Consider the following 13,121-nt stretch of genomic DNA (forward strand, 5'->3'; position numbering starts at 1 on the left):
GAGACAGCTCAATGACAGGAGTGCGTCCGTGTCTCACCGTCCGTGACGGGGAAGCGGTGGCCGTCCCGGCCGTCTCACGCGGCCGCGGCGTGCGCGAACCAGCCGATGGTGCGTTCCAGGCCCTCGCCCCAGCCGACGCGCGGCTGCCAGCCGAGGCGTGCGCGGGCCAGGGCGGTGTCGGGCCGGCGCCGGCCGGGGTCGTCGACGGGGCGCTCGACGAACCGGATGCGGGAGGCGGAGCCGGTGAGCTCGACGATGCGCCGGGCCAGCTCCAGCACGGTGATCTCCTCGCCGCCGCCGATGTTCACCGGCCCGGTCTCGCGGGAGGCGGCCAGGGCGAGGACGCCGTCGACGGTGTCGTCGACGTAGCACAGGGACCGGGTCTGGCTGCCGTCGCCGGCGACGGTGAGGGGCATGCCGTCCAGGGCCTGCGCGATGAAGGTGGGCACGGCGCGGCCGTCGCCGGTGCGCATGCGGGGCCCGTAGGTGTTGAAGATGCGGACGATGGCGGCGTCGGTGCCGTGCACCTGGCGGTGGGCGGTGGTCAGGGCCTCGGCGAACCGCTTGGACTCGTCGTAGACGCTGCGCGGGCCGACCGGGTTGACGTTGCCCCAGTAGGTCTCGCGCTGCGGGTGCTCCAGCGGGTCGCCGTAGACCTCGGAGGTGGAGGCGAGGACGAGGCGGGCGCCGTCGGCGCGGGCGCGCTCCAGGGCGTTGCGGGTGCCGGTGCTGCCGGCGTCGAGGGTCTGCAGCGGCAGCCGGAGGTAGTCGGCGGGCGAGGCCGGGCAGGCGAAGTGCAGCACCAGGTCGAAGCGGCCGGGCAGGCCGCGCAGCGCCGCCGGGTCGGCGGCGTCGGCCCGGACGAAGCGGAAGCCGGGGCGCCGCTCCAGCTCGGCCACGTTGGCGCGGGAGCCGGTGGACAGGTTGTCGAGGCACACGACCTCGGTGCCGGCGTCCAGCAGCCGGCCGCACAGGTGGGAACCCACGAAACCGGCTCCACCGGTCACCAGGGCCCGGTGCCAGGGGTGTCCGCTCATGGGGCTCTCCTCACTCTCGCTTCACTTGCGTGTCCGCGCGAGTAACCCGGGAGCGGTTCCGCCTACCTCGAACCGCCGTTCGATGCCCGGGCGGGGTGCCGTCCGGCGCCCCGCGCGACCACGCGCCGTCGCGGCGCCGTGCGGGCGGCGCCGCCCCGCGGGCGTGCGGGGCCGGGCCGCGCGGCGGCGGGGCCGTGGCGGCCCCGCCGCGCGGGCGGCCCGGTTCCCTACGATCGTGCCGTGGTCACCTTCTTCGTCGAACGCACGGCACCGCTCCCTCCGGACGAGGCGTGGCGCAGGCTCACCGAGTGGCACCGGCACGGCGAGGTGGTGCCGCTGACCCGGGTCACCGTCACCACGCCCCCGCCGACCCGCCGGGGCACGCTCTTCGTGGCCCGCACCGGCGTCGGCCCGCTCGCCTTCGACGACCCGATGGAGGTGACGGTCTGGCAGCCGCCCCGGGACGGGGCGCCCGGCCGGTGCCGCCTGGAGAAACGGGGCCGGGCGATCACGGGCTGGGCGGAGATCGAGGTGCGGCCGGGGCCGGGCGGCCGGGCCCGGGTGGTGTGGCGCGAGGAGGTGCGGGTGCGGTTCCTGCCGGCGGTGTTCGACGGCGCGCTGCGGCGGGCCGCGCGGCACGTGTTCGGGCGGGCGGCGAACCGGCTGCTGCGGATGCCGTGACCGGGCGGTCCGCTCCTCCACCCCGGCCGGCGGCGGCCTGCGCGCCTTGCGCGACCCGGAGGCGGCCGGGTGGACGACGAAGACGGCGCCGGGGAGCGAGCCGGGCCGCCGGGTCCGGCCGGTCAGCCGTTCACCGCAGGACCGGACCCGGAACCGTGGGCGTGCACCGCAAGCATCAGCGCCGAGTCGGTGTGGAGCGTGATGCGCACCGGTGTGAAGGCGGTGGCGTCCACCGGCGACTCCCCGTTGCCGGTACCGCGGGCGTAGCGCGGATGCGCGCCTCCGCTGATCTGCCAGCGTATGCGGTGGCCGACGGCGAATCTGTGGGCGGTCGAACTCATCGGCACGGTGATCCGCGACGGCTCCTGCCCGTCCGTCCGCAGTCGGCCCAGCCCGTCGCAGATGTTGACGGAGCGGCCTCGCGGGTCCACGTCGCACAGGCGGGTGAAGACGTCGGCATGACCGGTGTCCGTGGAGATGCTCAACCGCGCCGAGACCGGCCCGAGGACGTCCACGGGCTCGGTCAGCGGGGGGCCGGTGAACGTCAGGACGTCTTCCCGGGCCTCCAGGCTGCTGTTGTCGCGAGGGCCGGCGGTGCGGGAGAGCAGAGGGCCGCCGAGGGACGGGGTGGGGTCGCCCGGGTCGTAGCGGAACGACGCCAGGGGTGCGACGTCCGTGGGAGCCTGCCGGGTGAGGTGCCCCTGCGGGGTGGGAAACCAGGGGCCCGCGGCCGTGGCCGGCGGCCAGTCGTCGAGGTCCCGCCAGGCGTCTTCGCCGCCGAGGTGCACGCGCACCCTGGTGGGACGCAGGCCGGAGGGGTCGGCGTACAGGTGGGCGCGCAGCCAGGCGAGGCTCTCGGCGAACACCTCGGGCCATCCTTGCCGCAGGGCGGAGGTGTGGGTCCAGGGGCCGACGAGCAGGGCGGTCTCGCATCCGGCCCGACGCAGCCGGTCGTACTGCTCGAAGGTCTGGTCGACCAGCGCGTCGTGCCATCCGGTGATCAGACTCGTGGGCACGCCGAGCCGCTCCGCCACCTGCGCCAGGGACGCGCCGCGCCAGTACGCGTCCTCGGCGTCCGGGTGGGTCATCACGTCGTCCAGCCAGGGCACTTCGCCCCCGAGGGCCGACGCGTACGCCCCGCGCAGCGGCTGCGCGGTGGTGACGTCGCGCAGGCGTCGTTGCAGGCGCAGTGTCGCCCTCAGGAACGGTGCCATGCCCCGGTGCTGGTAGGTCATGCCGACTCCGACGGCGAGCGCGGTCTCCAGGCGCAGCGCACCGTGCGCGTGGAACAGGGCGTGGGGATCGTGCAGGCCCACCTGCACCACCATGGCCTTCAGTTCCGGCGGCGGGTCCGCGGCGAGGGCCCATTGCACGTAGCCCAGGTAACTGGGGCCGACGGTGCCCAGTGTGCCGTTGAACCAGGGCTGCTCGCGCAGCCAGGACACCGTGGCCCGGCCGTCGGCGGCCTCGTTGCGCCACAGGTCGAACGCGCCCCCGGAACCGCCGGTGCCGCGGCAGCTCTGCAGGACCACGTGAAAGCCCTGTTCGGCGAAGAGCAGGCCGTACATGGGGGACCACGGCAGGCCCCTGCCGTACGGCGAGCGCACCAGGAGGGTGGGGAAGTCGCCCTCGGCGCGCGGAAAGTAGTGGTCCGTGATCAGCGGGCTGCCGTCGGCGGCCGGCACCGGCAGCCCCGGCTCCCACCCGACATCGTGCCGCCTGGCCGGAAGGCCGCGCCAGGTCGCCCTCAACATCCGTGCGGCCGGCGGCGGCTTACCGGAAGGCGGCGCCCAGGCCGGCCTCGGCGCAGCACCGTGTGCGCGTGACGTCATCGTTCCCCTCCTCTATTTCCGTACGGTGTACGAGAATAGAGGATGCTTGACTGAGGCCCGCAAGGACCGCCGATCGAGGAAGGAGCACTGCCATGCCCCGGGACGGAGGGGCCGGTGCCCCAGGCGTCGACCCCCGACAGCTCTGGCCGACCTCCGGCCGGCCGCACCGAGGCCGCAAGCCCGCCTACAGCCGGGAGGCGATCACCGCGGCGGCCGTCGCCCTGGCGGACGCCGAGGGGCTCGAAGCGGTCACCATGCGCAAAGTCGCCGCACAGGTCGGAGCCGGCGTCATGTCGCTCTACAGCTACGCCCCCGACAAGGAGACGCTGCTGAACCTGATGGTCGACCACGTCAGCGGCGAACTGCCGACCACGAACACGCTCACCGGCGACTGGCGCGCCGACCTGAAGGCCATCGCCCACCTCCAGCGCGCCCACATGCTGCGCCACCCCTGGCTGCCCGCCGCCCTGTCCACCCGGCGCATCCCCGGACCCAACACCCTGGCCTTCCTGGAACACGCGCTCGCCGCCCTGCGGCCCACCGGACTGGACGGCGGGGCGAAACTGGAGGTCTTCGCCCAGCTCACGGCATTCGTGGCCGGGCACGTCGCCCACGAAACCGCGCAGGCCGCAGCCGCGCGGTCCCCCGACCGAGCCGCAGCCGAAGCCCGCTACCTCGCCGCCGTCGCCGCGGACGGCCACCACCCGGAACTCGCCGAAGCCCTCTCCGCGCCCGGCCGCCCCCTCACCCCCGAAGCCGTCTTCACCCGGTTCCTCGACCGCCTGATCGACGGTCTCGACACCGACTGGTCCCGCGGCGCCTTTGACGGGTCCGTCGAATGAGCGGGTCTGTTCCGTAGCCGGTGGTGACGGTGAGTGCTCGTCTGTGATCACTGAGCGTGCATGATGCGAACGCGTTCGCGGAAACGGTGTTCCCGGGGCGTCGGCGTTGGTCGTCGAGGACGCGGTGGACGGTGGCGAGACGGTCCGGGTCACGGCTCGGACCCGGGACGTTCCCGTTCCCCGTCCGGTGTGCGGGGGCGTGACGGGGAGGGTCCACGGGCATCACGGCCAAACGGTGCGGGATGTACCCGGCCGGCGGCCGGCAGGTCGCGGGCCGGGTGAGGATGCGACGGCTGGTCCGTCCGGTCCCGGGACGCGGGCGGCAGACCTTCCGGGAGCGGACGGCGCCGACGCCCGGCAGGAGTCCGGGTGGTCACCGTGGAAGCGCCCCCAGCGGTTCCAGGGCAGCCTCGCCGATCCCGTGGTCCGCGACCGGGGCCGGCGGCCGGCCTGACCCGTCACGGACACGTCCGCCACGCGGAGCGCCGGATCAGAACCCCTGACGAGCCACCGGGCCGGCCACGAACCGCGCCCGGGGCCTGTTCTCGCTCGTCCCGGCCCCGGACGCCGCGTCGTGGTGGATCGGGGTGCGCGCGCCGGCCAGGGGGACCCCGCTGCCGCCGCGCCGGGCGGCGACGATCTCCGCGGCGATCGACAGGGCCGTCTCCTCCGGGGTGCGGGCGCCGAGGTCCAGTCCGATGGGCGACCTGAGCCGGGCCAGTTCCGGCTCGGTCACGCCGGCCTCGCGCAGCAGCCGGTCGCGGTGCAGGTGGGTGCGGCGGGAGCCCATGGCGCCGACGTACGCCACCGGCAGCCGCAGCGCGAGTTCCAGCAGCGGCACGTCGAACCTGCTGTCGTGGGTGAGGACGCACAGGACGGTACGGCCGTCGACCTCGGTGCGCTCCAGGTACCGGTGCGGCCACTCGACGACGATCTCGTCGGCCTCCGGGAAGCGCGCCCGGGTCGCGAACACCGGGCGGGCGTCGCACACCGTCACGTGGTGGCCGAGGAACTTGCCGATCCGGACCAGCGCAGACGCGAAGTCGATCGCGCCGAAGACGATCATCCGGGGCGGCGGGAGGGAGGACTCGATCAGCAGCGTGAGCGGTGCTCCGCGCCAAGAGCCCCGCTCCCCGATCTCCAGGGTGCCGGTGCGGCCGGCGTCCAGGAAGGCGCCCGCCTCGGCGGCGACCGCGCGGTCCAGCCCGGGGTGCGCCCCGAAGCCGCCGTCGTACGCACCGCCGGGGCGGACCAGCAGGGCCCGGCCCCTCAGGTCCCGCGGACCCGACACGACCCGCGCCAGTGCCGCCGCCCGCCCGTGCGCCGCGGCGGCGAGCGCGGCGGCGAGCACCGGCCGGGCGGGGGCGTCCGCCCGTACCGGCGTGACGAGGACGTCGATGACGCCGCCGCAGGTCAGACCGGCGGCGAAGGCGTCCTCGTCGCTGTATCCGAAGCGTTCCAGGACGGTTTCGCCGTCCCGCAGCGCCTGGGCGCACAGTTCGTACACCGCGCCCTCCACGCAGCCGCCGGAGACCGAGCCGAGCGCCGTGCCGCCGGCGTCCACCGCGAGCGCGGCGCCGGGCGGGCGGGGCGCGCTGCCGCCGACCGCGACGACGGTCGCCACCGCGACGTCCCGTCCCTGCCCGATCCACCGGTGCAGTTCTTCGGCGATGTCCAGCATCCGTCGGTCTCCTCGGAAGAGCGGTTGTGGGGCGCGGCCCCGCCGGGCGCGGCCGGCACCCGTCCGGCGGGGCGTCGGCGGACGGCGCCCCGGGCGGCCCCGGCGTCCGGTCCGCGGCGCTGCGGGCGCCGCCCGGAGGACCGTCCCGGGCGCCGCCCGAAGGGTTCCTCACGCGGTCCCGGTCAGGTGCTCCGGCCGTACCGGCGTCCTGTTCAGCTCCAGCCCGGTGGCGTCGCGGATCGCCGCGAGCACCGCCGGGGTGGACGACAGGGTGGGTGCCTCGCCGACGCCGCGCAGGCCGTACGGGGCGTGGTGGTCGGCGAGTTCGAGCACGTCGACGGGGATGGCCGGCGTGTCGAGGATGGTGGGGATCAGGTAGTCGGTGAAGGAGGGGTTGCGCACCTTCGCCGTCTCCGGGTCGACGACGATCTCCTCCATCACCGCCATGCCCAGCCCCTGCACCGTGCCGCCCTGGATCTGGCCGACCACGGACAGCGGGTTGAGCGCCTTGCCGACGTCCTGGGCGCAGGCCAGCTCGACCACCTTGACCAGGCCCAGTTCGGTGTCGACCTCGACGACGGCCCGGTGCGCGGCGAAGCTGTACTGCACGTGTCCCCTGCCCTGCCCGGTGCGCGGGTCGAAGGGCTCGGTCGGCCGGTGCCGCCACTCCCGCTCGACCTCGACCGCCTCGTCGCCGAGCACGTCCACCAGGTCGGCCAGCACCTCACCGCCGTCGGTGACGACCTTGCCGTCCGCCAGCCGCAGGCCGGCCGTCGCCCAGGCGGGGTGGCGGGAGCCGAACCTGCGGCGCCCGGTCTCCAGCACCCGCTCCCGCACCAGCTCGCAGGCGTTCTTCACGGCGCCCCCGGTGACGTAGGTCTGCCGGGACGCCGACGTCGAACCCGCCGACCCCACCCGCGTGTCGGCCGGGTGGATCGTCACCTGGGTGACGCCCAGCTCGGTGCGGACGATCTGCGCGTGGACGGTGACGCCGCCCTGGCCGACCTCCGCCATGGCGGTGTGCACGACGGCCACGGGCCGCCCGCCGACGGCCTCCAGGCGGACGCGGGCGGTGGAGTAGTCGTCGAAGCCCTCGGAGAAGCCGACGTTCTTGATGCCGACCGCGTAGCCGACCCCGCGGACGACCCCCTCGCCGTGCGTGGTGTTGGACAGGCCGCCCGGCAGCTGCCGTACGTCCACGCCCTCGCTGCTCCGCCACTGCCGCTCCGGCGGCATCGGCATCGCCTTGACGCGGCGCAGGAGTTCGGCGACCGGGGCCGGGGAGTCGACGACCTGCCCGGTCGGCATGAGGTCGCCCTGCGCCATGGCGTTGCGCTGCCGGAACTCCACCGGGTCCATGCCGAGTCTGCCGGCCACCTTGTCCATCTGCGCCTCGTAGGCGAAGCACGCCTGGACCGCGCCGAAGCCGCGCATGGCGCCGCAGGGCGGGTTGTTGGTGTAGAGGGCGATCGCCTCGATGTCGACGGCGTCGACGGCGTACGGGCCGACGCCGAGCGAGGCGGCGTTGCCGACGACCGCCGGGGAGGAGGAGGCGTACGCGCCGCCGTCCAGCACGATCCGGCACCTGACGTGGGTCAGCCTGCCGTCCCTCGTCGCCCCGTGCTCGTAGCGCAGTGTGGCGGGGTGGCGGTGGACGTGTCCGAAGAAGGACTCGAAGCGGTTGTAGACCATCTTCACCGGCCGGCCGGTGCGCAGCGCCAGCAGGCAGGCGTGGATCTGCATCGACAGGTCCTCGCGGCCGCCGAACGCGCCGCCGACGCCGGCCAGCGTCATGCGCACCCTGTCCTCGGGCAGGCCGAGCACGGGCGCGATCTGGCGCAGGTCGGAGTGGAGCCACTGGGTGGCGACGTAGAGGTGGACGCCGCCGTCCTCCTCGGGCACGGCGAGACCGGACTCGGGGCCGAGGAAGGCCTGGTCCTGCATGCCGAAGTGGTACTCGCCCTCGACGATCACGTCGGCCCGCCGCCGGGCCTCGGCCACGTCCCCGCGCACGATCGGCTGGCGGTGGACGATGTTCGGGTGCGGGACGCGGTCGGCGACGGGGGTCCCCCCCGGGCCGGAGCCCGCCGGAGGTCCTTGGGGGAGGTCGGTGCGGTTCTCGTGGACCAGGACCGCGTCCGGTGCGAGCGCGGAGGCCTCGTCGGTGACCACCGGCAGCTCCCGGTACTCGACCTCGATTCTGGCGGCGGCGCGGCGCGCGGTCTCCGGGTGGTCGGCGGCGACGATCGCGACCGGCTCGCCGTGGTGGCGGACCTTGCCGTGGGCGAGGACGGGGGTGTCCCGGATCTCCAGGCCGTAGTGCCTCACGCCGGCCGGCAGGTCGTCGTACGTCAGCACGGCGTACACGCCCGGCGTCGCCAGCGCCCCGCTCGTGTCGATGGAGACGATCTCGGCGTGCGCGACGGTGGAGCGCAGGATCTGGCCCCAGAGCATGTCCTCGTGCCACAGGTCGGACGAGTACGCGAACTCGCCGGTGACCTTGAGGGTGCCGTCGGGGCGGAGCGTGGACTCGCCGACGCCGCCCCCGGTCCGGGAGCCCTGGGTGATCCCGGTGGGCGCGCCGGCGGGGGCGCCGCCCCGCGCGGACGCGGCGAAGGGCCTGCTGGACGGCATGGTCAGGCCCCCTCGGACTGCCGGGCGGCCGCGAGGCGGACCGCGTCCATGATCTTCTCGTAGCCGGTGCAGCGGCACAGGTTGCCCGACAGGGCCTCGCGGATGTCCGCGTCGGTCGGGTTCGGGTCGCGCTCCAGCATCTCGTCGGCGGCGACCAGCAGGCCGGGCGTGCAGAAGCCGCACTGGACGGCGCCGGCGTCGATGAACGCCCGCTGGACCGGGGAGAGTCCGGCCTCCTCGCCGGTCCGGGAGCCGGCGGCGCCGTGCGTCGTGCCGGGGGCGTCCGTGCCGCGGGCGCGCCGCCGGGCGTGGTCCGCCAGGCCCTCGACGGTGACGACCTCGCGGCCCTCCGCCTGGCCCGCCGCCACCAGGCAGGAGCACACCGGCACGCCGTCGAGCCGGACCGTGCACGACCCGCACTCGCCCTGCTCGCAGGCGTTCTTCGAGCCGGGCAGCCCCAGCCGCTCCCGCAGCAGGTACAGCAGGGACTCGCCCTCCCACACGTCGTCCGCCTCCCGCGGACGCCCGTTGACCGTGAGGCTGACGCGCATCACGCGGCTCCTTCCGTGGCGCGGCGGGTGCCGCGGTACGTCTCCCAGGTCCAGGTCAGCGTGCGGCGGGCCAGGACGCCGACCGCGTGGCGGCGGTAGCGCGCGGTGCCCCGGACGTCGTCGATCGGGGCGCAGGCGGCGGAGCACAGCTGCGCGAACCGCTGGGCCACCGACGGCGGGACGGCCTTGCCGCCGTCCCAGAAGCCGCCCTCCTCCAGCGCGGCGTTCAGGAACTCCTCGGCGGCCCCGGCCCGGACCGGCGTGGGGGCCGCCGAGCCGATGCCGGTGCGCACGGTCCGCGTCGTGGGGTGCAGCGCGAGCCCGAACGCGCACACGGCGATGACCATCGCGTTCCTGGTGCCCACCTTGGAGAACTGCTGCGGCCCGTCGGCCTTCCGCACGTGCACGGCCCGGATCAGCTCGTCGGGCGCCAGGGCGTTGCGCTTCACCCCCCGGTAGAACTCGTCGATCGGGATGCGGCGCGCCCCGCGCACCGAGGCGACCTCCACCTCGGCGCCCGCGGCGAGCAGCGCCGGGTGGGCGTCGCCGGCCGGGGAGGCGGTGCCGAGGTTGCCGCCGACGCCGCCGCGGTTGCGGATCTGCGGGGAGGCGACCGTGTGCGCGGCGAGGGCGAGCCCCGGCAGCTCGGCGCGCAGGTTCTGCATGATCCTCGTGTACGGGACGGAGGCCCCGAGCCGTACGCTCTCCTCGCCGACCTCCCACTCGTACAGGTCGTCCACGCGGTTCAGGTCCATGAGGTACTCGGGCCGGCGGTGATCGAAGTTGATCTCGACCATCACGTCGGTGCCGCCCGCGATCGGCACAGCGGTGGGATGCGCCGCCTTCGCGGCGAGCGCCTCCTCCCAGCTGGCGGGGCGAAGGAAGTCCATGACCGGCTCTCTTCTTCGTCTCGTGGGGCGTAAAGATCGAGCCAATCCGTGTGCGGCCGGTCCGGCTCGTGCAGGTGTTGTCACCGTGCGGTGGCCTCAGTACACAGCGCTGCACCCGGGCGGGTCAGTCACGGAAACCATGAAGGAGTTGGCTGGCCAGGGCAGGTATCTTGTAGATTCGTATGAACGGAGGGCATCGGTAACCTCCGTGTTTTCCTGTGGAAACGCGCGACACGTCCGCGTGACCGGAAACACGGCCGGGACACAGCTCGGGAGACGGCGGGCACCGCTCACCACCCCGCCGGACGGACCCCGCCCTGCACCATTCGGCGAAGACTTCGAGACAGAGAACGGCGGCGACGAGAATGCGGCTGCGCGCACTGCTGGCCACCGACGCGCTGGGCCTCAGGCTCCTCGGCGGTGAGGACGAGCTGGACCGCACCGTCCGGGGTGTGATGACCACCGACCTGCGGGACCCCAGCCGCTACCTCTCGGGCGGTGAGCTGGTGCTGACGGGCCTGGCCTGGCGCCGGGACGCCGCCGACTCCGAACCGTTCGTGCGGATCCTGGTCCAGGCCGGCGTGGCCGCCCTGGCCGCCGGCGAGGCGGAACTCGGCGACGTCCCGGAGGATCTGGTCGTCGCCTGCGCCCGCCACCGCCTGCCCCTGTTCGCCGTGCACGAGTCGGTGGCCTTCGCGACGATCACCGAGCACGTCGTGCGGCAGGTCTCCGGCGAGCGCGCCGGAGACCTCGCGGCCGTGGTCGACCGGCACCGCCGGATGATGACGTCGGGCCCGGCGGGCGGCGGCCCGGACGTGGTCCTGGACCTGCTCGGCTCGGACCTGGACCTGCGCGCCTGGGTCCTGTCCCCCACCGGCCGGCTGATCGCGGGTCCGAAGGTCGCGGGCCCCGCCCCCGCCGCCGACGTGTGCGCGCGGCTCGCGGCCGAACACCTGGCGGCCACCCGCACGGGCCGGCACGGCCCCCACCGCGTGACCCTAGGCGCCACGGCCTACTCGCTCTTCCCGGTCCGCTCCGGCGGCCGCTCCCCGCAGGCCGCCCGGGACGTGCGCGAGACGGTGCTGTCCGACTGGCTGCTGGCCGTGGAGGCGGACGCCGGGGACTGGCCGGAGGAGCGGCTCGACCTGCTGCACGGCGTCACCCAGCTGATCGCGGTCGAGCGGGACCGCCGGGAGGCGGCGCGCACGGTCCGCCGCCGCCTGGCCCAGGAGGTCCTGGAGCTGGCGCAGACGGGCGCGGCCCCCGCCGAGATCGCCGCCCGCCTGCGCGTGGCGGCCCCGGTCCTGCTCCCCGGCCTCGGGGCGGCGCCGCACTGGCAGGTGGTCGTGGCCCGCGTCGAGTGGGACGGCGGCGGCGTCGAGGAGGGCCCGGTCGCCCAGGCCCTCCTGGAGGAGGTCCTGGCCGCCCCGCTGCCGGGCCCCGCGAGCGGGGGGCACGACCTCGCCGGCCCGGAGCCCGCCGACCGCATCGCCGTGGCGTACACCGGCGACGAGGCCGTCGCCCTGGTCCCCCTCCCCGCGGTCGCGGCGGAGCACGACGGCTCGGAGTCCGGCGTCCTCGCCGACGCCCTCCTGGAGTCCATCCGGGGCCCGCTCACGGCCGGCCTGGGCGACGACGGCCGGATCACCCTCGGCGTCAGCGCGGCCGTGCACTCGGCGGAGGGCCTGCGCGGCGCCCTGGAGGAGGCCCGGCACGCCCGCCGCGTGGCGGCGGCCCGCCCCGGCCGGGTCTGCGCGGCCGGCCACCAGGAACTGGCCTCCCACGTCCTGCTCCTGCCCTTCGTCCCGGACGACGTGCGCCGCGCCTTCACCGCCCGCCTCCTGGACCCCCTCCGGGACTACGACCGCCGTCACCGCGCCGAGCTGATCCCGACCCTGGAGGCCTTCCTGGACTGCGACGGCTCCTGGACCCGCTGCGCGACCCGCCTCCACCTGCACGTCAACACACTGCGGTACCGCGTCGGGCGGATCGAGCAGCTGACGGGCCGTGACCTGTCGCGGCTGGAGGACAAGCTGGATTTCTTCCTGGCACTGCGGATGAGCTGAGGGGCCCGGTCCCCCGACTTTGTGAAATCCTTCACCCACCCTCTTGGCCGGGCCGGGCGATTCGTGCTGAGATGCGGCCACCACTCAACAGCTCGATGGCGTGCTAGGGGAGGGCAACGTGGCGCATACCGCCATGTCTGGTACGGGAACGACCGCAGGTGACGATCCGCTCCAGACCGCGGTATGGCGGTTGCGCTCACGCGCCTGCTGGGCCGACGCGGCAGCCCTGCTGCAGCCGGTCACCGCCGCCGCGGCACTGCAACGGGCCGCGCTGCTCGTGGAGCGGTGCCTGTACACCGAGCAGGGCTGGGAGGAGGCCGAGGACGCGCTGCGCACCGCGGAGGCGCTGGCCCACAGCGACGACGAGCGCGGGGCCGCCGCCTGCGAACGCGGCCAACTCGCCTACGCGGCCACGCTGCACGGCGTACGCGACCGGGCCGACGAGGCCCGCGCCGCCCTCGGCAGGGCGGCGGCGCTCATCCCTCCGGGGAGGCCGGCCCGGGCCCTCCTGGACTTCCGCCGCGGTTTACTCGCCGAGAACCTCGCCCGCTCCCCCCAGGCCGCCCGCGCCGCCTACCGCCGCGCCCACGCGGCCGCCACCGCCCACCCCGACCCCCTGCTCCTCTCCTTCACCTGGCGCCACCTGGCCGGACTCGCCCTGCGGGACGGCGAGCTGGCGGAGGCCCGGCACGGTTTCGCCGAATCCCTGCGGATCCGCGAGGAACTGGGCTACCTGGTCGGCACGGCTCCGGCCCTGGCCTCCCTGGCCGACACCGAAGCCGAACCGGAGGCCTCCCGCCTGCGCGCGGAGGCCCACCGCCTGTACCGGCTCCTGGGCGGCGTCCCCACCTGGCTGGCCCGCCACCTGACACCGCCGGCGCCGGACGCGGCGACGGCCTGACCCGGC

10 protein-coding genes are annotated in these 13,121 nt (G+C 75.2%); 4 read left to right on the plus strand and 6 right to left on the minus strand.

The window, feature by feature from the left end:
* Window positions 1–74 precede the first annotated feature (74 nt).
* Window positions 75–1,037, minus strand: a complete 963-nt coding sequence (locus ACIBAI_RS19005; protein ID WP_399035654.1) for a UDP-glucuronic acid decarboxylase family protein — start codon at window positions 1,035–1,037, stop codon at window positions 75–77.
* Between the two features lie 240 nt (window positions 1,038–1,277).
* Between ACIBAI_RS19005 and ACIBAI_RS19010 the strand changes: the two genes are divergently transcribed.
* Complete coding sequence (locus ACIBAI_RS19010; RefSeq protein ID WP_399035656.1) at window positions 1,278–1,718, plus strand: SRPBCC family protein; 441 nt, start codon at window positions 1,278–1,280, stop codon at window positions 1,716–1,718.
* A gap of 122 nt (window positions 1,719–1,840) precedes the next feature.
* Here the strand turns inward: ACIBAI_RS19010 and ACIBAI_RS19015 are convergent, their stop codons facing one another.
* Window positions 1,841–3,472: a CocE/NonD family hydrolase gene (locus tag ACIBAI_RS19015; RefSeq protein ID WP_399035658.1), complete on the minus strand. Its 1,632-nt coding sequence runs from the start codon at window positions 3,470–3,472 to the stop codon at window positions 1,841–1,843.
* Window positions 3,473–3,642: 170 nt separating this feature from the next.
* Here ACIBAI_RS19015 and ACIBAI_RS19020 point away from each other — a divergent pair, with 170 nt between their 5' ends.
* Window positions 3,643–4,392 (plus strand): TetR/AcrR family transcriptional regulator C-terminal domain-containing protein, encoded by a 750-nt coding sequence (locus ACIBAI_RS19020; RefSeq protein ID WP_399035660.1) that lies wholly within the window; start codon window positions 3,643–3,645, stop codon window positions 4,390–4,392.
* Between the two features lie 490 nt (window positions 4,393–4,882).
* Here ACIBAI_RS19020 and ACIBAI_RS19025 read toward each other — a convergent pair whose 3' ends face one another.
* The 4 genes from ACIBAI_RS19025 to ACIBAI_RS19040 form a co-directional block, all read right to left on the minus strand.
* Entirely contained in the window at window positions 4,883–6,073 is a 1,191-nt protein-coding gene (locus tag ACIBAI_RS19025; RefSeq protein WP_399035662.1) for an XdhC family protein, read from the minus strand.
* Window positions 6,074–6,241: 168 nt separating this feature from the next.
* A complete protein-coding gene (locus ACIBAI_RS19030) occupies window positions 6,242–8,707 on the minus strand; it encodes a xanthine dehydrogenase family protein molybdopterin-binding subunit (protein ID WP_399035664.1) in 2,466 nt (821 codons plus the stop codon).
* Window positions 8,708–8,709: 2 nt separating this feature from the next.
* The gene (locus ACIBAI_RS19035; RefSeq protein WP_399035666.1) at window positions 8,710–9,258 is read right to left on the minus strand and encodes a (2Fe-2S)-binding protein; all 549 of its coding nucleotides are present in this window, start codon (window positions 9,256–9,258) and stop codon (window positions 8,710–8,712) included.
* A complete protein-coding gene (locus ACIBAI_RS19040) occupies window positions 9,258–10,148 on the minus strand; it encodes an FAD binding domain-containing protein (protein WP_399035668.1) in 891 nt (296 codons plus the stop codon). The genes ACIBAI_RS19035 and ACIBAI_RS19040 overlap by 1 nt, the downstream gene beginning before the upstream one ends.
* A 365-nt stretch (window positions 10,149–10,513) precedes the next feature.
* On the opposite strand from ACIBAI_RS19040, the gene ACIBAI_RS19045 reads away from it, so the two are divergent.
* A complete protein-coding gene (locus ACIBAI_RS19045; protein WP_399035670.1) occupies window positions 10,514–12,214 on the plus strand; it encodes a PucR family transcriptional regulator in 1,701 nt (566 codons plus the stop codon).
* Window positions 12,215–12,347: 133 nt separating this feature from the next.
* Window positions 12,348–13,115 carry a hypothetical protein gene (locus tag ACIBAI_RS19050; protein ID WP_399035672.1) on the plus strand — a complete coding sequence of 256 codons (768 nt, stop codon included), beginning with the start codon at window positions 12,348–12,350 and terminating at the stop codon, window positions 13,113–13,115.
* Window positions 13,116–13,121 lie beyond the last annotated feature (6 nt).

Source organism: Streptomyces sp. NPDC051041, from assembly GCF_044456065.1.
Classification (GTDB): Bacteria; Actinomycetota; Actinomycetes; order Streptomycetales; family Streptomycetaceae; genus Streptomyces; species Streptomyces glaucus.